General features: G+C 55.8%; 22 protein-coding genes and 2 pseudogenes. 10 read left to right on the forward strand and 14 right to left on the reverse strand.

All coding sequences use genetic code 11. The features are described 5' to 3' along the window. Nucleotides 1-291: 291 nt before the first annotated feature. Nucleotides 292-1281, reverse strand: a complete 990-nt coding sequence (locus V9K84_RS25190) for a zinc-dependent alcohol dehydrogenase family protein (RefSeq protein ID WP_042927614.1) — start codon at nt 1279-1281, stop codon at nt 292-294. Nucleotides 1282-1421: 140 nt separating this feature from the next. Here V9K84_RS25190 and V9K84_RS25195 point away from each other — a divergent pair, with 140 nt between their 5' ends. After that, nucleotides 1422-2318, forward strand: coding sequence for a LysR family transcriptional regulator (locus tag V9K84_RS25195; RefSeq protein ID WP_013970892.1), 897 nt, complete (start codon nt 1422-1424; stop codon nt 2316-2318). 176 nt (nt 2319-2494) lie between these two features. Beyond that, nucleotides 2495-2692, forward strand: coding sequence for a hypothetical protein (locus tag V9K84_RS25200; protein ID WP_023082110.1), 198 nt, complete (start codon nt 2495-2497; stop codon nt 2690-2692). 626 nt (nt 2693-3318) lie between these two features. On the opposite strand, the gene V9K84_RS25205 is transcribed toward V9K84_RS25200, so the two are convergent. Next, entirely contained in the window at nt 3319-3621 is a 303-nt protein-coding gene (locus V9K84_RS25205; RefSeq protein WP_007182542.1) for an antibiotic biosynthesis monooxygenase, read from the reverse strand. Nucleotides 3622-3684: 63 nt separating this feature from the next. Here V9K84_RS25205 and V9K84_RS25210 point away from each other — a divergent pair, with 63 nt between their 5' ends. Both V9K84_RS25210 and V9K84_RS25215 read left to right on the forward strand, forming a co-directional pair. Then, a complete protein-coding gene (locus V9K84_RS25210; protein ID WP_047280116.1) occupies nt 3685-4698 on the forward strand; it encodes a helix-turn-helix domain-containing protein in 1014 nt (337 codons plus the stop codon). Between the two features lie 204 nt (nt 4699-4902). Further along, a pseudogene (locus V9K84_RS25215) lies at nt 4903-5097 on the forward strand (transposase); the annotation flags it as partial. 103 nt (nt 5098-5200) lie between these two features. Here V9K84_RS25215 and V9K84_RS25220 read toward each other — a convergent pair. The 5 genes from V9K84_RS25220 to V9K84_RS25240 form a co-directional block, all read right to left on the reverse strand. Beyond that, the gene (locus V9K84_RS25220; protein ID WP_047280115.1) at nt 5201-6553 is read right to left on the reverse strand and encodes a DUF3422 family protein; all 1353 of its coding nucleotides are present in this window, start codon (nt 6551-6553) and stop codon (nt 5201-5203) included. A gap of 167 nt (nt 6554-6720) precedes the next feature. Next, nucleotides 6721-7119 carry a VOC family protein gene (locus V9K84_RS25225; RefSeq protein WP_047280114.1) on the reverse strand — a complete coding sequence of 133 codons (399 nt, stop codon included), beginning with the start codon at nt 7117-7119 and terminating at the stop codon, nt 6721-6723. 43 nt (nt 7120-7162) lie between these two features. Next, nucleotides 7163-8272 (reverse strand): S-(hydroxymethyl)glutathione dehydrogenase/class III alcohol dehydrogenase, encoded by a 1110-nt coding sequence (locus V9K84_RS25230; protein WP_003291553.1) that lies wholly within the window; start codon nt 8270-8272, stop codon nt 7163-7165. Between the two features lie 59 nt (nt 8273-8331). After that, nucleotides 8332-8556 (reverse strand): metal-sensing transcriptional repressor, encoded by a 225-nt coding sequence (locus tag V9K84_RS25235; protein ID WP_031633345.1) that lies wholly within the window; start codon nt 8554-8556, stop codon nt 8332-8334. A gap of 60 nt (nt 8557-8616) precedes the next feature. Beyond that, a complete protein-coding gene (locus V9K84_RS25240) occupies nt 8617-9360 on the reverse strand; it encodes an SDR family oxidoreductase (protein WP_031633346.1) in 744 nt (247 codons plus the stop codon). A 144-nt stretch (nt 9361-9504) separates the two neighbouring features. On the opposite strand from V9K84_RS25240, the gene V9K84_RS25245 reads away from it, so the two are divergent. Together V9K84_RS25245 and V9K84_RS25250 are read left to right on the forward strand one after the other, a co-directional pair. Beyond that, entirely contained in the window at nt 9505-10419 is a 915-nt protein-coding gene (locus V9K84_RS25245; RefSeq protein WP_023082113.1) for a LysR family transcriptional regulator, read from the forward strand. A 534-nt stretch (nt 10420-10953) separates the two neighbouring features. Continuing rightward, a complete protein-coding gene (locus V9K84_RS25250) occupies nt 10954-11910 on the forward strand; it encodes an inovirus-type Gp2 protein (protein ID WP_177010538.1) in 957 nt (318 codons plus the stop codon). Between the two features lie 333 nt (nt 11911-12243). Here V9K84_RS25250 and V9K84_RS25255 read toward each other — a convergent pair whose 3' ends face one another. Then, nucleotides 12244-13032 carry a hypothetical protein gene (locus V9K84_RS25255; RefSeq protein WP_177010539.1) on the reverse strand — a complete coding sequence of 263 codons (789 nt, stop codon included), beginning with the start codon at nt 13030-13032 and terminating at the stop codon, nt 12244-12246. A 49-nt stretch (nt 13033-13081) separates the two neighbouring features. Continuing rightward, nucleotides 13082-13435, reverse strand: a complete 354-nt coding sequence (locus V9K84_RS25260) for a hypothetical protein (RefSeq protein WP_177010540.1) — start codon at nt 13433-13435, stop codon at nt 13082-13084. A 139-nt stretch (nt 13436-13574) separates the two neighbouring features. On the opposite strand from V9K84_RS25260, the gene V9K84_RS25265 reads away from it, so the two are divergent. Next, a complete protein-coding gene (locus V9K84_RS25265; protein WP_017131375.1) occupies nt 13575-13922 on the forward strand; it encodes a helix-turn-helix transcriptional regulator in 348 nt (115 codons plus the stop codon). Between the two features lie 9 nt (nt 13923-13931). Here V9K84_RS25265 and V9K84_RS25270 read toward each other — a convergent pair whose 3' ends face one another. From V9K84_RS25270 to V9K84_RS25290, 5 genes and pseudogenes are all read right to left on the reverse strand, one after another. Further along, nucleotides 13932-14246 (reverse strand): hypothetical protein, encoded by a 315-nt coding sequence (locus V9K84_RS25270; RefSeq protein WP_177010541.1) that lies wholly within the window; start codon nt 14244-14246, stop codon nt 13932-13934. Nucleotides 14247-14295: 49 nt separating this feature from the next. Continuing rightward, nucleotides 14296-14502 (reverse strand): hypothetical protein, encoded by a 207-nt coding sequence (locus V9K84_RS25275; protein WP_017131377.1) that lies wholly within the window; start codon nt 14500-14502, stop codon nt 14296-14298. Between the two features lie 42 nt (nt 14503-14544). Continuing rightward, entirely contained in the window at nt 14545-15441 is an 897-nt protein-coding gene (locus V9K84_RS25280; protein WP_177010542.1) for a hydrolase or metal-binding protein, read from the reverse strand. A gap of 88 nt (nt 15442-15529) precedes the next feature. After that, complete coding sequence (locus V9K84_RS25285; protein WP_017131379.1) at nt 15530-16534, reverse strand: YqaJ viral recombinase family protein; 1005 nt, start codon at nt 16532-16534, stop codon at nt 15530-15532. A 73-nt stretch (nt 16535-16607) separates the two neighbouring features. After that, nucleotides 16608-17036: pseudogene (locus V9K84_RS25290) on the reverse strand (DUF932 domain-containing protein); the annotation flags it as partial. A 62-nt stretch (nt 17037-17098) separates the two neighbouring features. Here V9K84_RS25290 and V9K84_RS25295 point away from each other — a divergent pair. From V9K84_RS25295 to V9K84_RS25305, 3 genes are all read left to right on the forward strand, one after another. Beyond that, nucleotides 17099-18249 (forward strand): IS3 family transposase gene (locus V9K84_RS25295; protein WP_095160079.1). Its coding sequence is split into 2 segments (ribosomal slippage): nt 17099-17342 and nt 17342-18249, totalling 1152 coding nucleotides; the frame shifts between segments, so codons are not numbered across the junction. After that, complete coding sequence (locus V9K84_RS25300; protein WP_338793090.1) at nt 18242-19123, forward strand: DUF3987 domain-containing protein; 882 nt, start codon at nt 18242-18244, stop codon at nt 19121-19123. The genes V9K84_RS25295 and V9K84_RS25300 overlap by 8 nt, the downstream gene beginning before the upstream one ends. Before the next feature lie 15 nt (nt 19124-19138). Beyond that, nucleotides 19139-19843 (forward strand): hypothetical protein, encoded by a 705-nt coding sequence (locus V9K84_RS25305; protein WP_017131385.1) that lies wholly within the window; start codon nt 19139-19141, stop codon nt 19841-19843. Nucleotides 19844-19975: the final 132 nt, after the last annotated feature.

Here is a 19975-nt window from a genome sequence, read left to right on the forward strand (position 1 = left end):
ATCATCGAGCGAGCGCAGCCAAGCGAGTCTTTCTCCCAGCCTGCGCTCAACACCTCTGTCCGTTGGCTGATACCAACCCGGCCGCGCCACGCCCTCGGGAAAATAGGTTTGCCCAGCGGCATAAAAGGCTAGAAATGGTGTCCACTTAAATCAGGTGGACACCATCGCCTTTGGCGTCGGGGCCAAGAAGGTGTGTTGGCCGGACGGATACACAGAATCGGCCAAAAGCGGTCATCAGGGCTGGCTTGAATCGGGGCCGAAGGATTACGCTCTCAGCCCCATAATTGCTGGTCAGACAGTTACCACGATCTTGCCGATCTGCTGATTGGCTTCAAGGAAACGATGGGCATCCTGGATGTCGCTAAGTGTGAATGTCTTTGCGATGATCGGGCGCAACGCACCGGACTCCAACCCTTGCAGAATAAAAGCCTTTGCTCTCTCTAGGGCTTCAGGGTCGGCCACAATCTCTGCGTAGAGATAGCCCTTCAAAGTCAGGCTTTTGCCCAGCACGGTAAACAGTGGGAATGGTGTCGGTTCAGAGCTAAGTGCGCCGTACTCCAGCAAAATTCCGCCCCGCGCCATGCTCTGCGTGAGAGGTTCCAAGGACGGCCCGCCTACAGGATCGAATACAACGCGAGCGCCTTGACCGGCAGTTATCGTCATAACACGCTCGACGATATCCTCTTCATCGCTGACGATGACATGCGCAGCGCCTGCATCAAGTAGGGCTTGCTTCTTCGCGTGAGTTCGAGTGATCGCAATCGATGTGGCGCCGACCATACGAGCCATTTGGAAGGCGGCCAAGCCAACACTGCTTGACGCGGCGGTAACGATGACAAAATCGCCCTGACGTAGCTTCGCCTGTTCAATCAATCCCCCCCAGGCGGTGACGTACTGCATCCAAGACGCCGCAGCCTCTTCAAAGGACAAGTTCTCAGGGCTCTTTACCACCAGGTGGGCCGGTACATTGGCCAACTCGCCGTAGGTGCCCCAGCGAGCAATATCCAGAGGTGGGATCAGAGCGACCGAGTCACCAATCGTGATCTCGGTTACGTCGCTCCCAACTGCCGTTACGATGCCTGCGGCCTCGTAGCCTAAGCGGCTGGGGAACTCCGCTTCTTGTAGGTATGCGTGATTGCGGAACATCACTTCGGCTCGGTTCAAGCCAAAAGCTTTAACACTAATTTGCACCTCGTTTGCTGCTGGTGCCGATACTTCCAGATCTTCCAGCTTCAGAACGCTGGCGTCACCGTATTCATGAATTCTGACAATGCGTGCCATCATAAATACCTCGTTTATCAATGGGCCTCGACGTACATCCGGAAGGTATCCGGGCACTCGAAAGGTGTCAAAAATTTAGTCATTGGTTGGCGCTAGATAAATGCCTACGATGGCGTATTACTAGAAACAGAGTGTTTATAATGGATCGCCTGACCCAGATGGCCACGTTCGTCAAAACAGTTGAGCTGGGTTCATTCAGCGCCGCTGCGGACGACCTGAATCTGTCCCCTCAATTGGTAGGGAAACAGGTGAAAATGCTCGAACAACATCTGGGTGTTTCCCTGCTGCACCGGACTACGCGCAGGCAAAGCCTCACCGACTTCGGCAGGGCGTTCTACCCGCGAGCAAAACTGATCCTTGCAGACATGCAGTCTGCCGAGAGCCTGGCTGCCCTCACTCGGGGCACACCAAGCGGCCGCCTTCGCATCAACGCGCCGGTCACGTTCGGAATCCGCACGCTTTCGCCACGCCTGCTGGAATACATGGTTCGGTATCCTCAGGTGTCTGTTGACCTAACGTTATCGAACGAACTGGTCGATATCGTTGATGATGGTTACGACGTGGTATTTCGCATCGGCGAGCTGGCGAGCAGTGGGTTGAAGGCATTGCCACTGGAGCCCTATCAGATGGTTTTATGCGCTGCGCCGTCCTATCTTGCACGTCGCCCTCCCATCATCAATCCGTGGGATCTACAGCAGCAGGAATGTCTGGGGTTTACCTATTCTGATGGCCGCTCACACTGGAGCTTCGACAGCCCGGAGGGGCGTATAGATGTTCCTATTACAAGCAAATTAACGATCAATCAAGGTGATCCACTGCTGGCAGCGGCTGTAGCTGGTCTAGGCGTGGTTCTACAGCCGATAGAGTTGGTTAGCGATGCACTGCGCGATGGGACACTGGTGCGTCTGTTGCCGCAGTACCCGGTGCCGAATACCGCAATGCACATCCTCTATGCCCCTGACCGAAGAATGACTCCAAAGCTGCGCAGCTTCTTGGAGTTTGCGCGTGAGGCTTTTGGGCAGCGAGGCCCTCTCTAACGCACGAAAATCAATGTCTGCGCTATCCGGTATTCGTAAAGGACGACGATTACCGTGGCTCACCGGATATGACCAAGCACCCCTTGCTGAGGAAGTACCTGCTGTAGCACTTCGCGGCGGAAGTCGAAGAACTGAAAGATGCCATGTTCGTTGGCTTGGGGCCGTAGGTCCAGAGCGTGCTGGACCGCCTGATCCAGGAGCGGGTTCTGAATCCCGACCGGGTGATTGCCGGCATGCTGCACCCCTCCGGAAACTGCACCTACCGGATCAACTACCTCATCGGCGACAGAAGCGCGCTGGTCCCGCACGCCACCAGCCCTGTGCCTTACGACCAGGTCCGGCGAGCATTTCGGGAGCGGTTCGTCACCGCCTGATCGAACGTCGGATGAGTGGATGCTGACGCGGGTTCAATTCCCAAACGGGAATAGAACTGGCGCCCTGTCTGATGCGCTCGGTTGGTGACCCGACCAGGGCAGAACTGGTAGGATTGCGGGCATCAAGGTCCGGATTCCGCACCTTTCCGCAGGAGTTTGCAGCGGTCGCAAGGCGCTGAGTTACATAGGTTTGGCGCAGGGTTCCACCCCACCGAGCCCCTGCAGGAGTTCGAATCGTTACGCCCCCCAGAAACCCTCACTAGCCCGAACGGCCCGAACGGCCCGATGCTAGGTCGTTGATTTTCAACAAATCGCTCGATCGATCCGCGCTTGCGGACTGCGGACTTCCAATGGGCCGGAAATCTGGCTCGCCCAGACGGCTCTCGGTACCGACACGTTGCAAACAGTCGGTACTTCTCGATAACTACCCGACGAATCGGAACATCACAGCCAGCCCTGATGTTGCCCCTGCTTGCTGACGCAGCTTGGAAGTTCTGGCTGCAATATTGCCCCCCAATCGCTGTGGAAGGTAGCTCCCTGGGCAAGTGCAATCGAGGGGGGGATCGCTGCGTAGAGCTTGTGCCCCCCATCCTGCAGCGTGACCTGATTTGGTCAAGGCCGGGTTGTCATGCAGGCAGTTTGGCTGCAAGCAGTTCGACCTTCTCGATATTGGGCGGAGAACTGAGCAAGGTCGCGGCGTTGGCCATCAAGGCCGCGGCGATCTGGCCGTTCAGATGTGCTTGGCGACCTGCCTCATCGGCAAAGGCATCGAACACACCGAACGTCGAAGGGCCAAACTTCAATGCGAACCAGGCAGTGGTGCCGGACTCGGCGTTGGCGAGCGGCAGTGCGCTGGCCAGGAAGTCGGCAAGCGCAGCCTCCTGGCCGGGTTTGGCTTCGAGGCGAACAAACAGGGCGAGCTTGGTCATACTGTAATCCTTTGGGTAACTGGGTTAGATGAATGGATCGACGAGCCTGCAGTCTAAGTCTTCATGACAGCCATCTCTATAGACAATAATGACAACATTGATATCATTGTTGCCATGAAAATCCACATCCTTGTTTGTGATGGCGTGTTTGATCTGGGGCTTGCGGCGCTCACCGACACAGTGGGCTTGGCCAATGCGATGTCGGGCTCGCTGCCACAGGCTCCCGCGCACATAGAGCTCACGCTGGTGGGCGTGCGGCGTCGCATCCGAACTGCGCAAGGCTTGACGGTCCCCGTGGTCACTGCGCGTGGTGTGCCGGAACCAGACGTCGTGCTCGTGCCCGCGTTTGGTGAAAAGATGCCTGACACGCTCTCGGCTCGGCTCACACGCCCCGACGTGCCCGATGCGGTCGCCGTGCTACAGCAGTGGTCCGCCGCTGGCGCGCACCTTGGTGCCGCCTGCTCCGGTAGTTTCTTGCTTGCAGAGAGCGGCCTGCTTGATGGGCATCGTGCGACGACGTCATGGTGGCTGGGGCCGATGTTTCGGCAGCGCTATCCGAACGTCACGCTGGACGAGTCACGCATGATCGTGAACTCGACACGCTTCACAACCGCGGGTGCCGCTTTGGCCCACGTCGACTTGGCCTTGCGCATCATCCGCGGGCGCAGTCCGGCGCTGGCGGCCCTGGTGGCACGCTATCTGCTGGTCGAGGCACGCAGTTCGCAAGCCGAGTTCGTGATTCCCGACCACCTTGCGCATGCCGACCCGATGGTGGAGCGCTTCGAGTGCTGGGCCAGAAGTCGGCTCGCGAAGGGATTCTCGCTCGCCGAGGCGGCCAGCGCCGCGGGCACAAGCGAGCGCACCTTGGCGCGGCGGCTGCAAAGCGTTTTGGGCAAGACACCGCTGTCGTATTTCCAGGACCTGCGCGTGGAGCATGCCGTCCATCTCTTGCGCACCGGAAACGCCAGCGTCGATCAGGTCGCCGCACAGGTCGGGTATTCGGATGGGGCGACCCTGCGAGCCCTGTTGCGCCGCAAGCTGGGCCGGGGTGTCAGGGAGTTGCGACGCGGTGGATGACCAGAGGCGTTTGGTGTATGTACAGCTGGAGACCGCCGGGAAACTGACGCAGGCCAAACGGCGCATTTGGACCTGATAAAACTACTGCGCCACGTTATTTGAACTGGTTTGCTAGGGTCTGTTGCCATTTCGCGCTAACCCATTGATCTATAAGAGCAAGCCCGTATCGTTGAAGCTCTGACCCAACATCGATACGAGCTTGCAATGCCCCGATTACTGCTCAGCGATGAGCATTGGTCGAAGCTGCGGGAAATTCTGCTGCACAAGGCCATCTACAACAAGCGTGATCTACGAATGACCGTGGAGGGCATGCTGTACCGCATGCGCACGGGATGTCCCTGGAGAGACCTGCCCAAGGCGTTTGGCTACTGGAATAAGGTCTACAAACGCTTCAATGCAGGCCGCAGCGGTACAAGAGGATTCACCGAAAGAATTGCTTGGCATGTTGTTCTTCTCTGTTCAAACGGACGGCGCAGCTATCGCGCGCCAGGACGGCAGCTCGTCAGGAAGATTTCTCTTCCGCCGCCGTGTCGCTGTGGGCGTGTCTTATCCTGCGGACGATCCACCAGATCGTCAGCATCACCGCAGGTACCAGAACCGCCATCACCGGCGCCACGCTGTCGTGAACGATCGGAATGCCCTTGAGCAGGTAGCCGAGAAGACTCACGACGTAATAAGAAATTGCCGCGACCGACAGGCCTTCGACGGTTTGCTGAAGGCGCAATTGCAACTTGGCCCGGTTGTTCATCGAAGCCAGCAGATCGCGGTTCTGGCGTTCAAGTTCGACGTCGATCCACGAACGCAGCAACGCGATGGCTCGGGTCAGTTTGTCGGAGAGCTTGGCCTGGCGCTCCTTTACGGATTGGCACGTCCGCATGGCTGGAGCGATGCGACGCTGCAGGAAGTCCGCCCAGGTGCTGTATCCGGATACGGCCACTTCTGAAAGCGCAGCCAGCCTTTCCTCGACGATCTCGTAGTAGGCACGGCTGGCGCCGAAGCGATAGAGATTTGCCGCGACGCCAGCTTCCAGTTCGGCGGCCAGACCGGTCAATTCGGAAAGCAGCACGTCGCTATCGCGGCGTTCTACCAAACTCGTACACATCTCGTCAGTGATCGCTGCAAGGCGCGACTCCATGCGTCGCAGCTCCGACGTCATCGATCGCGTCAACGGCAGAGACAGCAACGCCAAGGTACGGTACGTCTCGATCTCCAATAGACGTTGAGCCAGCGCACCTGCCCGCGCCGGGGTCAAATCACGAGCAAGGATGAGGATCTGCGTCAGGCCATCCTCATCCTGTCGGAAGTCGGTCAAGATGGCGGCAGAGCCGTTCTCTACCAGCGAGTAGCACAGGCTGGCAGGATCGAAGCGATCAGCCTCCTTCTCCGTTTCTGGCATCCACGGAAGAAGTCTCAAGCGGATGCCGGATACGACCGGGCCCGGAGGAACAAATCCATGTTTGAAGGGATTTTCTCCGCAAGGCTCTCCCGTCTTGGAATCCAGCGAAGCGCACCAGAGATACGTAGAGAACTCGGTGTGCTTTTCACAGTGAAGGTCTCCCTCATCCCATGTCACGCCGTGTAGCGGCGTAGCGTGGTCGGGCTCGGCAACGCCGAAGCGATGAGATAACTCGCTCATCGCCATCTGATCCCTGGCCTGGTCGCCTTCGGTCATGAAAGAGAGCTGCAATATACCGCGGGGGGCCTGAAGCAACAGATGCGGGCGCGCATGCACTTCACCCACGGCTGCAGCACGATCGGCATAGGCCGGCATGCCGTACACGGTGGCGGTCGGGGTGGGTTGTACGGTCGTCGTATTGATATTGGCCGGCTCTTTCTTAACGACCTCATTTCTCATTGGTTGAAAAGCACGCTTCAAAACAAATGCCCGCAGCCATGCGTTTCACACATGGCTGCGGGCCGATCTTCATGAGCAGGCACCGCGTTACACAGTCCATCTAACAGGCTCGCCGTATAATAGAGGCTTGTGCTGACCCTGTCAGAACGCTCTCAGCTTCCTTGCTTTCAGACGAAGGTGTACGAGCAGACCTTGTTGCCCGCCGGATCACGCAGGTAGGCCGCATAGGCACCCGGCAGGTGACCACGTGCGCCAGGTTGGCCCTCGTCAGTGCCGCCTGCGGCAAGGCCGGCGGCGTGGAAGGCATCCACTTCAGCGGGAGTGGCGGCCGCAAAGCCGATCGTCACGCCGTTGCTGGAAGGCGCTTCACCATTGCCCGGGCGGGCGATGATGAAAGCCGGCTTTTCGCGACCGAAAAGTACCCATCCGTTGTTGAAAGGACCGAGGTTCTTGATGCCAAGAGCACCCAGAGCGGCGTCGAAGAACGCGACCGACTTCTGAAGGTCGGCAGCGCCGATAAAGATGTGCGAAAAGATGCCATCGCCAGAAATGACAGGAGTGGACATGATTAATTTCCTTGGTGGTTGGCGTTGAATGGGTAGTGGGCGGTCAGTAGTGGATCACCGTGCGAATCGACTTGCCTTCATGCATCAGGTCGAAGGCCTTGTTGATGTCGTCGAGGCCCATGGTGTGGGTGACGAACGGGGCGAGATCGATCTCGCCTTTCATTGCGTCCTCCACCATGCCGGGAAGTTGAGTGCGGCCCTTGACCCCGCCGAAAGCCGAGCCCTTCCAGGTGCGACCGGTGATCAACTGGAACGGGCGCGTCGAAATTTCCTTGCCTGCACCAGCCACGCCGATGACGATCGACTGGCCCCAGCCACGATGTGCTGCTTCCAGTGCCGAGCGCATCACGTTGACGTTGCCGATGCACTCGAAGGTGTGATCGACACCCCAACCGGTCATCTCGATGAGAACCTCGTGAATCGGCTTGTCGAAGTCCTTCGGGTTGAGGCATTCGGTCGCGCCGAAGGTACGAGCCAGCTCGAACTTCGCTGGATTGGTGTCGATGGCGATGATGCGACCTGCCTTGGCCTGGCGTGCCCCCTGAATCGCAGCGAGCCCGATGCCGCCGAGGCCGAAGATGGCCACAGAGTCACCCGGCTGAACCTTGGCCGTGTTGTGAACAGCGCCGATGCCGGTGGTCACACCGCAACCCAGCAGGCAGACATGCTCGGGATTGGCGTCCGGGTTGATCTTGGCCAGCGAGACTTCGGCCACCACAGTGTATTCGCTGAAGGTCGAGCAGCCCATGTAGTGGTAGATCGGCTGGCCGTTGTAGCTGAAGCGGGTGGTGCCATCGGGCATCACGCCCTTGCCCTGGGTGGCGCGCACCGCCACGCACAGGTTGGTCTTGCCGCTCTTGCAGAACAGGCACTCACCGCACTCGGCGGTGTACAGCGGGATCACGTGGTCACCCGGCTTGACCGAGGTCACGCCCTCGCCGACCTCGACCACGATGCCGGCGCCCTCATGGCCCAGCACCGCCGGGAACACGCCTTCCGGGTCCTCGCCCGACAGGGTGAAGGCGTCGGTATGGCAAACGCCGGTATTCGTGATCCTGACAAGCACCTCGCCCTTGCGCGGCGGCTCGACGTCGATCTCGACGATTTCCAGTGGCTTTCCAGGCCCGAAGGCAACTGCTGCACGTGATTTCATGATGTCGCTTCCTTTACTAGCTAACTAAATTTTCCCTCACCGAGGGCACCCTGGTGCCTCTACCGCAGGTAGGAGCGGACGATGGAGATGGTCTCGTCAATGGACTTGTTCTGCGAATCGCTCCTGATTTCGCTACTGGGAAACTCTTCCCGTAGATAGCTCTCCATAACCGTTGCCATCAATCCGTTGTCAGCCCCACTAACAGCTGCAAGCTGCTGAACAATAGCAGGGCATTCAGCACCTACATCGAGCGCTTGCTTCTTTTCTTCCGGGCCATGTGGCACTCACCGCTTTTCACTCCAGATAAGCGGGGCCTGACGCCGAAGAGACAGGCCCTCAACTCATTAGAATTCCTGCACGGTTGGGCGCAGAACGATCTCGTTAATATCCACGTCAGCAGGCTGCTCAATTGCGAAGGCGATAGCTCGAGCGACCGATTCGGCGGGAATTGCATGCTTGTAGAAGTCCACCACGAAATCGCGGCTCTGTTGGTGGGTGCTGCCGAATTTCAGTTCGGAGTCCACGGCGCCCGGTTCGATAGTCGTGGTGCGGATGCTGCCACCGACTTCGTGACGCAGTCCTTCGGAGATAGCCCGCACAGCAAACTTGGTGCCGCTGTACACGGTGCCACCTGGGCTGAACACCTTCAGGCCTGCAACCGATGCGATGTTGATGAAGTGACCACTGTTTTGTTTCTGGAAGACTGGCAATGCAGCCGCGACTCCGTACAGCAGACCCTTGATGTTGATATCGATCATGCGATCCCACTCGTCAGTGCGAGTATCGCTGAGCGGTGCAATCGCCATCAGTCCGGCATTGTTGATCAGTACATCAATGCGACCGTAGGTGTCCACGGCACCTTGAATGAGCGTTTTGACCTCTTCCTGAGAGGTAACATCGGTCTGATACGCGATTGCCTGACCACCTGCATTGGTCAGCTCAGCCACCAATGCGTCGAGTTTATCTTTGCGACGTGCAGCCAGCACTACGCGAGCGCCAAGCGCAGCAAGGTGGCGTGCAGTAACCTCACCCAGGCCGCTACTGGCACCGGTGATAACGACAACTTTTCCAGAAATGTTATTGCTCATGCTGAGAACCTCATCGGCGGGTTTGTACTTCGCCATGGCTGGTTAACCTGGCAGTGCGCAAACTTTAGACCCATGATTGATCTCAATAAATGGAAATGATTGGATTATGCTATTCCTGAAAATGGAATAAATGGGAGGGGCAACATGCTTAACCGCATGGAGATGGTTAGGATTTTTTGCACAGCAGCAGAGGCAGGTAGCTTCCGCGAAGCGGCAACTCGATTAGGCATCTCCCCACAAGGGGTGACTCGAGCCATTCAAGCCCTGGAAACTGAGCTTGGCGAATCACTGTTCCACCGCAATACCCGCCAGGTGAGCATCACTGCTTTCGGTCAGGATTACGCCAAAGATGCCAGGTCAGCTCTGGATCATTTCGATACGCTATTCCGGTCGCACAGGACGGAGCCTGAGCTGTCAGGTAGGGTGGGGATTACGGCTCCACATGCTATTGGCAGGCGCTTCCTAATACCGTTTCTTCAGCCCCTGGCCGCTGCACATCCTGACCTGCAATTCGATCTCCGCTTGGAAGATCAGATGACTGATGCCGTTGAAGCGCATATCGATATTGGTATCCGGGTGGGGGTTATTCGCGACCGGCGCTACGTTGCACGTGCCTTAGCTCCCGTGCCGTTTTACGTTGTCGCGTGCCCGTCTCTCATAGGCCAAAAGACACCACCTAAATCTTTGGATGCCTTAGCTAAGCTGCCACTTTCAGTCCTGATCGACCGGAAAAATGGCCGCCCTTGGCCTTGGCTATTTGCCGACGGGCAAACGTTCGCGCCCAGGCAGCCAGCGCTTATCTGTGATGATCCAGATACGGAATTGGAAGCCACCCTGGCAGGCATGTGTTTTGGCCAAATTCCTGCCTATCTGGCTGAGCCTCATCTGCGGTCAGGAAAGCTGGTTGCCGTTTTGGCTGATCACGCTCCAGCACCATGGGATCTGTTCATATACCGCCCGCAGCAGGGTCCTGTATCGAAGCGGGTGCGATTGGTGTACGACCACCTTAAGCAGGCTTTCTCAAACCCCAAGCTATTTCCCCAGGGCCTGGGGACATAGCTTGAATACCTGCCAGCAATCGTCCGCTTTTGGCCGTTCTCTGCCGGTGCCCGCTACCGCAAATTTTGGTCAAGTCGAATGCAAACGGCTGGTCATATCCCATGCAAACGAGTGGTCAGTAGCAATGCAAATGAGTGGTCAAGTGGGGCGCAATTTCCCACCAACCAATCGGCAAAAATGCAGCACTGGTAATGGCTCACAAGGTAGGAGCTTGGGCATCAGAATTTCGGTGACTAGGACAATTTTGCGCTGGCGATAACACTGTTTTCTCAGCTAACTCCCCCAGGATTCAAATGGGTCAATCTCTCGGCAGACTTGGCATTGGGGAGCAGCATTGGCAAGCCTGATCGAGATCGGACGCCGTGGGGTGAGGTGCTTCTAGTTATATAGCTATTATCTATCAATAAGTAATTATTAAGTGTGTTTTATCTATCTAGGTTAAGCGGTACCTACCTCAAGCTAGCGATAGGTCATCAGTTAAAAAGTACACAGAGCACCTACCTGATATGCAGACAACCAATCAGGTACATCATCATGACCAAGCGCAATACCTATACCCACCTTTCCCAGTCCGACACAGCCATCCAGATCGAGCGACTCGTCCAGGCCATCGAGCAGCATGACAGCGCAGCATTCAGGTTCAGACAAACCCGTGCAGGTTATGAACGAGTTGAGGAGACCAGGCTCTCCAGGTATTTCACTCACATCCGCCAGATGTTGGATTTGTTCGACGACCGAGTTGAATACCGCTACAGCGAGCACCTGCAAGCGTTTAGGGAAGCATGCCAGGACATTGGGCTGGAACGTCGCCCTACCGGTCCTGTCTGCTTGAATGAAGAGGGTACGGCCTATCTCGACCATCACCGCAGCATGAACGTCCTGGTCGCCCGGATCCGTCAGTTGACTCGTGAGCGATGGTATCTCCGCAGGAAGGATGACCTCCGCCTCCAGGCTAAGAAGCAGGAGATCCGAGTCTGTGACTACTCCGACGCTGTGGTTGATCGCTACTCACGCACCATCATCGTCAGGATCAATCTCTACTACCGTGCGGAAGCTCAAGCTAGGTTACGCGTCGAGCACGTGTTCGACGACCTGGATCGACTGATTGCGGAGCATGAGCGCAACCCGATCTTCAGCCATCTCATTGGCTACATCTGTGCGATGGAACAGGGGGATCGAAATGATGGTAGGGGGTACCACATCCATGCGGCCTACTTCTTCAATGGCAACGAAGTGCGTGGAGACGTCTACAAGGCCCAGCAGATTGGTGAGTTATGGGAGCGAATCACTAGGGGGCAGGGCTACTTCGATAGCTGCAACCACGACAAGGAAAAGTACGGAGACGGGCGTGGTATCGGCATGATCCTGCGGAGCGATCGAACGATCCGGCGGAATGTTCATAAAGCGGTGCGGTACCTAGTCAAGGACGCCCAGCATCTGCGGATGAAGCCGCTCCGTGGCAGATGCCTACGCAAAGGATGGCTAAGGTAGAAAATCCGGGGCGATTCACATCAAGGGGCTGGTTGCCGTTCTCTACCGGTCATCACCACAGCGGTAGCCGGTCAAGTCGAATGCAAACGGTTGGTCTGCATGGATGCAATTGACTCCTCAGTGGCAATCCTAAGGGTCAAGTCCATGCAGGTACGCAAAGAACGAACGGGCAATACCGAATGAGTCCAAATTGGTGGCAGGCGAAGCGGCATGAACACGGCTATGTACTTGGCCAAAAAATAAAAACTGAAATGAAGTCAATAGGGGGCGCATGCCCCCTATGTAGGACTAGCAAGGCGACTGTTCAAACCTGCGTCGCAGTGCTCAGGTCATTTATTGCAACAGGTAACCCATCGGCTGGTCGTCTTTGTCGAAGCAGAGGATTGTTTCACAGTGGCCGCCTAGCTGGTCGGCATTCGATTCGCTTATGTCCGGTAGCCATTTACCCAGTTCGGCAATAGGGACTTTTTTGCTGTTGATGTAGCAATCGTCATCCATGCGTGGGTTGCACCAGGCAGTCTTGACGTCAGGCCATTTGGACTGGGCCGAGCTGGAAGGTGACTGAACCTTTGCCTGGGCGTTTCCCTTTTGAGCTTGCCAGGCGGCGTAGCCACCCTCATAACGCTTGTCGAAGGTCGAAACCAGTTCATTGTCCGGGACACCTGCATCTAAGTAGAGCTGCATGAGCTGGCTGCCGGCTTCTGCGTAGGACACTTGGCGAGAGACGTCGTTGCGGTAGGCAACTGGCTTGCCATCCGTACTGCTACCGATCCGGTACCAGATCGAGATCAGGAACGGGATGTCCTGGCTCCACTCACCCACCATTGCGTTGCTCACACGGCACTTGCCACGTTGACACATGCCACTGATCTGGTTGTTGTAGTTGATGTCAACGCGACGGTTAGCGTCCCAGATCGGGATAGCGCGTGCGTTGGCCAGCCAAGTACAGTTCAAGATGGTCTGGCCAGTGTAAATCTTCTTCATGTTACATGGGATGGCTTCGGGGAGGCCCTTCAGTGAGGTCTCATCCGGGAAGAACAAGCCATTGCCTTCGTAATAGTCCACGGAGGCGGTGGCGTGAGCACAGAACGCGAGAAGGAGCATGCTGAGAATACGTTTCATGGTTTATTTCTTACTGTGAAGGGTTTGACGAGGGGGCTGAGCAAAGCTGCTATTTCTTGTACGTGACCCTGAGCTTTTTATTGACGTAGTCTTTGAGGATTTCGTAGTCGGGGTTGTAAGTAACGAGCGCATGGCCCACACCTGCTACGGCCGTCAATGTTGCTATGGTCAATGTTGCAGGTGTTGTCAGGACGCTGAATACAGCACCAAGTGCGCCGCCCTGTACCACAGTACTTTTCACATCACTTGTGACTCGACACTTCAGTCCCAGACTTTCAATCTTGGTTTCGACAAGTTTAATACCTGCCATGAAATTGCCCCTGAGGCCATGGATCTCGAAGCACGCTTTGCTCTTCACGAGACCTTCAATTTGCGCTTCATTCAGACCGGTTACGACGATCATGGATTTTCTGAGCTCCCTGCAAGAGATAGTGGTTTAGAGAAAAAGTCGCATATCAACTTTTTGGGTTGAGTCTCGGTTTGGGAGGTCCTTCATGTCAATAGGTTGATCGCCAACTATCCAGGTTGAACTGGAGGGTGGCATGTCAAAAACCGAATCGAAGCAACTGGCGGAGATGGTGGGCCAAGCAATTGCTCGCCAGCGTGTTCGTTGCAAGCTGAGTCAGGAGCAGGTCGCCGAGAGGCTTGGGATTGGCAGTGAGGCGGTTTCGCGCATCGAGCGCGGGATCGTGATGCCCAACGTCGAGCGATTGGTGGAGTTAGCGAACGTTTTTGGTTGTCAGACAGCCGACTTGCTGACCGAGGGAAGTTCACGTCCGGAAGATCAGGCGCGCCGGCTTTACGATCTGTTGTCGACGCTGGACACGAGCGACCGTACGCTCGTCATGGGCATGGTGGAAGGGCTTGTTGAGCGTCTCGGTCGTGGCTGAGCAGCGGTTTCACGGCGGCAGAGACGCCTGCTCTGCGGCGTCCTCGTCGAAGAGCGCGCCGCAACGCAGGCATAAACAATCGAACCCCGCGAACTGATACTTTCCGACATCTTCAGCAACTCGCAGCGCTGATGGGTAGGCTGGAGCGATAGCGGCCAGCCCGTTCAGGAGTGAGTTGTATCTGGGACGGTCCTGCGGGCTCTCATGCGTGTTCTGAGCTCCCCGTAGTGCTCCATCGGCCAGGCCGAATAGCAAGGCAATGCCCCTTGCGGCCTCCAGGTTGAGGACGGCTTGGGAGTCGCAGATCAAACACTGTCTGATCATCGTTCATTCTCCTAATGGGTGAGTGTGGCTATGCGCTGTCTGGCCACCGTTACGTGGCAGCGTTTTTGCTGGGATTGCTCTGGATCGATGCGCTCAACACCTTAAGCAGGCGATTCAGAATCCAGCACGCCAGCAGTACGCCGACCAGCAGTGGCGGGAAACGCAACATCAACACAATGCTTACGACCAACGTGCCGGCTGCCGCCAACGCGCCAATGAACGCAAACAGGCAAAGCAGAAATCGCAGTAGGGTCATTTCGGGCCTCCAAAGTCTTCCTGAAGTCAGGCAGGTGCTAGGTCAATGAGTTTGAGTTGCGAGCGCTTCGAGCTTGTCGGCCAAAGCGTTGGAGTAGGTTTGTGGTGCTTTGCATAGTTCGGTGGCGGCGGTTGCATCCGGGCTTGAAAAGAACTCTTCAATCACAGCGCCGCTGTCTTCCTCATTGTCCTCAAAAGCGCCGTTGCTAAAGCCTCGACGTGCCGCCTCATCCAACGCTACCTGATCAAATCCCGCTGATTGCCGTTGGGTCTCAAGTTCGTTGGCAGACTGCAGCATCTCTGCGATGTCCATGCCGCCGCGCACGGTCAGGTCGACGTAGAAAATCGGTGTGCCATGACTCTGTCGTGTCGACTTGCCACGCAGGCGCAACTCCAGCGGTAGGCAGGCCAAGCGGTTGCCCGAGATAGCCTGGAAGTAATGCAGGCGAGCGGCCAGGGTACGGATGCTGTTGAAGCCGGTAGTGCGGAACACGAAACTGCCGAGTGGATCGTCATCACCGATTAGCACGTTCAACCGGCCATAGGGCCTGCAGGCTCCGCCTTTGGCTAATGAACAAACATCCGGCGAGGGGCAGGGCAGTGATTGCATACCGTCCTGCGTGACACGTTTACAGGCCTCGCCATTGCCGACACACAGCGGTCGTCCAGACTGGCGGTCGAACAGGGTGTAGTCGGCCCGGAAATTCAGCTCCGGTTCGTTGAACAGAAGACGTACCGGGATGCTGCGCAGCTTGTCTTCCTTACTCTGGCGCAGTTCGTCGTTGAGTGGGTGTAGTAGCCAGCCATCCCTACTTTGTACCTGGGATGTAATGGTGAACTGATCATCTTTCTCCGGTAGGCGCTTGCCGTTTCTCTCGACGATTTTGCCGATGGAGATGCGTCCGAGCACAGGGGGTGTCAGGGCTAAGCCTTTCAACATGATGGTTCTCCTGGAAATGAAAAAAGGCCAGCCACGCAGCGCGAACTGAATGGACTGGCCAAGGGGAGAGAATTGGGGAATAGCGGAGTCAGTTGATCAGGAAGCGACGACTGCCTTCCTTGGTTTTGGTGTAGCGAACTTGTAGGTAGGGTTTCTCTTGCAATAGGCGTTGGACATCGAGTACGGCACTGTCCTTGGATTTCTTCCAGCTGATGTAACCGCTGGAAAAATCCGCTCGGGTGGCCTCGCCCATGGCCTGCAGCAGTATCTGCTTGAGCTGGGCCTCGCGCGTTTCCTTCTCGCCGATGGACTGGCGAACGGCCTTGAGTTCCAGGTAGGCCGCTGCTAAACCGGCGCGACTGCTGAAGTCGACGGTCTGGCCGTTGTCTTCTGGGTACAAGCAGCGCAAAGCTGCTTCAGCCGATGCGCTACCGTCGGCCGGTGGCGGGGTATCGGTTTCCACGTAGGTCCAGAACTTGCGCTCCAGTTCGATCAGGCGAGCGATCATTTGCTCGTCACGCTCTATGCGATGGATCTCCAGGTGCTGACCGCCCAGCAGTACCGCCACATCCGCGGCCTGCTTGCCAGTAACGGCGAGCTGGTGCATCACTTGAAGCTGCACATACTCGGGGACGCCGTCCTTCCAAAGGCGTGCCCCATTTATGCCGGCAGTTTTGCATTCGAGGATCTGTACGTCGTCTGCGCCGATCACCTCGCGGTCGATGTTGGCGAGCATCCAGGGTAATTTGGGATTCGGATGCTGCAGCACGGCGTTGATCCGTCGCACCTTGTTTTTGGTGCGCTTGCTGTAGTGCCAAGCGACGATGGGTTCCAGCACATTGCCCCAATAGGCTGGGCTCTCTTCATCATGAGGATCTATTTTCGGTAACGTGGCATCGCGACCGGTCTTTTCGAGCCATAACTCCAACTGCGATTTGTACGGGTTGAGGCCAACCGCCGCGCCTGCGTCGGAGCTACCGATGCCTCGTTTACGTATGGCGAGCCAGTCCTCACGCGGCAGCTCTTTAGTGCTGACCAGGCGAAGGGCAGGGCGGGGCTTAGGGGTACTACTATTCAATGAGGTTGCTTTCATCGTGTTCACCTTGCAGGCATAAATACGTCCGACCAGCACAAGGCTGACCGGGCGTGGCGATTGACGAGAAGGGTTAAGCGGCAAGACGCAGGGCTGCATCCAGGGCGCGTTGCTTGATCTGCGCACCTTGACCAAACCACGCCGAGTCCATGCGGTACTCATTGCTACGGGCGCGGCGCTCATGATCGACGTACTCCGTCACCGCATTGAGTAGGCCCCAGGCGGTGCCATGTGCCGATTCGAGCTGGCTGCCCCGACCACGGCCTTCATACAGATCTTGTACCTTGCGCAAGGCCCGCTCATTGGGTAATTGCTCCGGTAGCTGATTGCTCGGATTGACCTCGCACAGCACGTTCATGAAGTACCCCAAAGCCTCAGGCCACTTCACCTTGCGCTCAGCGAGATGGCGCATGCGGTACATAAACTCATCCCATTGCGAGACGGCAATGCCGAGTTGCTTCTTCACTGCCTTCGAATCGAAGCGGGTATTGTGCGGCACCTTGAATCGCCCCTAGTTTCGTAGACACCTCCAAGCCTCATAATGAGGCCCAAATAGGAGGAGCCATGAGTCGTCAGCGTTACCCCGAAGAATTCAAGATCGAAGCGGTCAAGCAAGTGACCGAGAAAGGCAAACCTGTCGCCGATGTCGCCCAGCGCCTGGGTATGTCCGTGCACAGCCTTTACGCCTGGATCAAGGTCTACAGCAAGCCCCAAGAGCAGCGTCAGCAAGACGACGATCAGCAGGCCGAACTGCGCAAGCTACGCGCTGAACTCAAGCGCGTGACGGAAGAGCGAGACATCTTAAAAAAGGCCGCCGCGTACTTTGCCAAGGAGTGCGGCTGAAGTACGCCTTCATCAAGAAGCACTCGACTGATTACCCGGTGCGGCGCCTTTGCCATACCCTCAAGGTGCACCCCAGCGGTTATTACGCCTGGCTGGCCGAGCCTCAATCTTCCCGAGCAAAAGAAGATCAACGTCTGCTTGGCTTGATCAAACACGCTTGGCTGGAAAGCGGAGGTGTATACGGCTACCGCAAAATTCACGATGACCTGCGTGAGCTGGGAGAGGAATGCGGTCGAAATCGAGTCGGGCGCTTGATGCAGGCGGAGGGGCTGCGTTCTCAAACGGGCTATCGGCGGCGTCCAGGGTTCTATGGTGGAAAACCAACAGTGGCCTCGCCCAACCACCTCGCGCGGCAGTTCAAGGTCAGTGAGCCGAACAAGGTCTGGGTGACAGATATCACTTACATCCGCACCTATGAAGGGTGGCTCTACCTCGCGGTAGTGCTGGATCTGTTCTCACGCCAAGTAATTGGTTGGTCAATGAAGCCAAGGATGAGCAGCGACCTAGCTATCGACGCGATGTTGATGGCTGTTTGGCGACGCAAGCCTCAGCAGCAAGTGATGATTCACTCAGATCAAGGCAGTCAGTTCAGTAGCTCGGATTGGCAAAGTTTCTTGAAGGCCAACAATGTAATCAGCAGCATGAGCCGGCGGGGAAACTGCCACGACAATGCCGTAGCCGAGAGCTTTTTCCAGCTTTTGAAGCGGGAGCGAGTCCGACGAAAGATCTACACAACCCGTGAAGAAGCCCGAAGTGATATTTTCGATTACATCGAGATGTTCTATAACCCTAAACGCCGACACAGCAGTGCTATGCAGCTGTCTCCAGTAGAGTATGAGAAACGCTATTTCCTGAGCTTGGAGAGTGTCTAGGAAACCAGGGGCGATTCACTCCAGCGAAGCGTCAGGGATTCTGAAAGGAGGAGCATTTCAACATTTCGATAAAATCAATTCAGTCTGGAGTGGGGATGGTGTGCGGGTGGGGCGTGTTTCAAGTGAGTCCTATCAGGTGCTCGATGCAAGACTTGCCCTTTGCTTAATGATTCAGCCTAGTGTTTTTGAGTCATTCAACGAGATCAAGGGAGATGCTGCAAGAGGTACGGGTCTTACTTCTCGTTTCTTATTTTGCCGGCCTAAGTCCACTCAAGGTTCTAGAATTACTGACGGATCTGAAGAGCGATGGGACGCTTGCGAGAGGTTTGGAGATAAGGCAGTTGCTCTTCTGAAAGAGTATGCTGATGGTCGTCGTTTTGGCAAGTGTACTCGAAAAGCGATTCGATTGTCGGAACGTGCTAGTGAGATCTGGAACAATACGCGCAATCAGATAGAAAAAGAAATTTCGGAAGATGGGACTTATGGGTGGGCGCCAGATCATGCATCAAAGCTTGCTGAAAATATGATCAGATTGGCTGCTATATTTCATATATTTGAGGGTCGCGAGGGGGATGTTTCTGAGACGACGATGCGGGCGTCAATTGAGCTTGGTTATTGGTTTTCACGTCAGTTTAATAAAGTATTCAGCCCTGATACCATGCTAGAGAACGATGCCAGTGAGCTCCACGCTTGGATTAGGTCGAATTATGATAAAAAAGGTGAGCGGAGCGTTGATAAAACCTATATTAGACGTCATTGTCCAAATAGACTTAGAGATTCAGATAGGCTGGAGGATATATACGAAAAGCTTGCCCGTGATGGGCTGATTCGCCTTGTGCAGGAAGGTAAAAAAGGAGTTGTGATTCTTAATTGAAATGGCTGAGGTTTTATGCGTGCGTACAATTCAGTTGCGGAAGTTGAGGGTGCAGGGGCTTATGTTGCACTGTCAAAGTTGCGAGCGATGTTGCGGTTTTCGCTTAGAAAATTTTGGCCAAAGGAATCGTTCCATCTTTTTAGAAAGCATGTTTCTCGATTTGTGGAAAAGCAGGGGGTTGTTTCTGAGAGGGATATTTTGAAATGTTGGCTGAGGGAGGGTGATGCTCGTGGTACGGTAGAGTTGAAAGAGAGATTTTTCTATGCGGTTCTTTATTATGAGGCGGCGGTGTCGAGGCTTACGGAGGGGCGTCCTGAAGCTTCGGCAATACTTGCTATGAGATCTGCATTAGAGATTGGTAGATTCGATGGGATGCAGAATTTTATGTCTGTAGTGAATTTGGCTTATAATGGAAGGGTTTTGGGGGCTAAGGTTGGAAAAAAGATAAGAGAAGACATTTATGAGATGTTAGCTGAATTGTTAGTGCCTAGCCCTGCCAATCCGTGGCGTAGTTATGCTGAGGCCGCTAATACGCTTTCCAAGGCGCTTTCAGAATATGTGGACAGGAATTGGATCTCATTAGACTTTGATGTTTACGAATTTATTGTTACGAGTATAGAGAAGAAAGGTAAGGTTCGAGATCACTATTTTCGACATGCGTTAAAGGGGCGAGATGTATCTTGTCCTAGTTGCGCTGAAGTGTTTCGTGTTGAGCCCTAACTATCTCTAATGTAAAGTTGGATTCTTGATGCCGGCCCTGAGCCGGCATGAACGTATAGAAGTATTGGGTTCGCCAAGCTTTGATAGCTTTGCGCGATCTTGTCTGTCTCCCTAGAGATTTAAAGTTTTCTC

The sequence above is a fragment of the Pseudomonas sp. AE27 genome, from assembly GCF_037113495.1.
Classification (GTDB): Bacteria; Pseudomonadota; Gammaproteobacteria; order Pseudomonadales; family Pseudomonadaceae; genus Aquipseudomonas; species Aquipseudomonas palmensis.

Bases quoted from the DNA above. Each gene is read 5' to 3' on its own strand.
- V9K84_RS25240 (WP_031633346.1), bottom strand. From the start codon at position 9,360: ATGAGCAATAACATTTCTGGAAAAGTTGTCGTTATCACCGGTGCCAGT.
- V9K84_RS25285 (WP_017131379.1), bottom strand. From the start codon at position 16,534: ATGAAAGCAACCTCATTGAATAGTAGTACCCCTAAGCCCCGCCCTGCC.
- V9K84_RS25305 (WP_017131385.1), top strand. From the start codon at position 19,139: ATGCGTGCGTACAATTCAGTTGCGGAAGTTGAGGGTGCAGGGGCTTAT.
- V9K84_RS25260 (WP_177010540.1), bottom strand. From the start codon at position 13,435: ATGATCGTCGTAACCGGTCTGAATGAAGCGCAAATTGAAGGTCTCGTG.
- V9K84_RS25245 (WP_023082113.1), top strand. From the start codon at position 9,505: ATGCTTAACCGCATGGAGATGGTTAGGATTTTTTGCACAGCAGCAGAG.
- V9K84_RS25195 (WP_013970892.1), top strand. From the start codon at position 1,422: ATGGATCGCCTGACCCAGATGGCCACGTTCGTCAAAACAGTTGAGCTG.
- V9K84_RS25210 (WP_047280116.1), top strand. From the start codon at position 3,685: ATGACAGCCATCTCTATAGACAATAATGACAACATTGATATCATTGTT.
- V9K84_RS25225 (WP_047280114.1), bottom strand. From the start codon at position 7,119: ATGTCCACTCCTGTCATTTCTGGCGATGGCATCTTTTCGCACATCTTT.
- V9K84_RS25265 (WP_017131375.1), top strand. From the start codon at position 13,575: ATGTCAAAAACCGAATCGAAGCAACTGGCGGAGATGGTGGGCCAAGCA.
- V9K84_RS25190 (WP_042927614.1), bottom strand. From the start codon at position 1,281: ATGGCACGCATTGTCAGAATTCATGAATACGGTGACGCCAGCGTTCTG.
- V9K84_RS25270 (WP_177010541.1), bottom strand. From the start codon at position 14,246: ATGATCAGACAGTGTTTGATCTGCGACTCCCAAGCCGTCCTCAACCTG.
- V9K84_RS25275 (WP_017131377.1), bottom strand. From the start codon at position 14,502: ATGACCCTACTGCGATTTCTGCTTTGCCTGTTTGCGTTCATTGGCGCG.
- V9K84_RS25255 (WP_177010539.1), bottom strand. From the start codon at position 13,032: ATGAAACGTATTCTCAGCATGCTCCTTCTCGCGTTCTGTGCTCACGCC.
- V9K84_RS25250 (WP_177010538.1), top strand. From the start codon at position 10,954: ATGACCAAGCGCAATACCTATACCCACCTTTCCCAGTCCGACACAGCC.
- V9K84_RS25205 (WP_007182542.1), bottom strand. From the start codon at position 3,621: ATGACCAAGCTCGCCCTGTTTGTTCGCCTCGAAGCCAAACCCGGCCAG.
- V9K84_RS25230 (WP_003291553.1), bottom strand. From the start codon at position 8,272: ATGAAATCACGTGCAGCAGTTGCCTTCGGGCCTGGAAAGCCACTGGAA.
- V9K84_RS25220 (WP_047280115.1), bottom strand. From the start codon at position 6,553: ATGAGAAATGAGGTCGTTAAGAAAGAGCCGGCCAATATCAATACGACG.
- V9K84_RS25280 (WP_177010542.1), bottom strand. From the start codon at position 15,441: ATGTTGAAAGGCTTAGCCCTGACACCCCCTGTGCTCGGACGCATCTCC.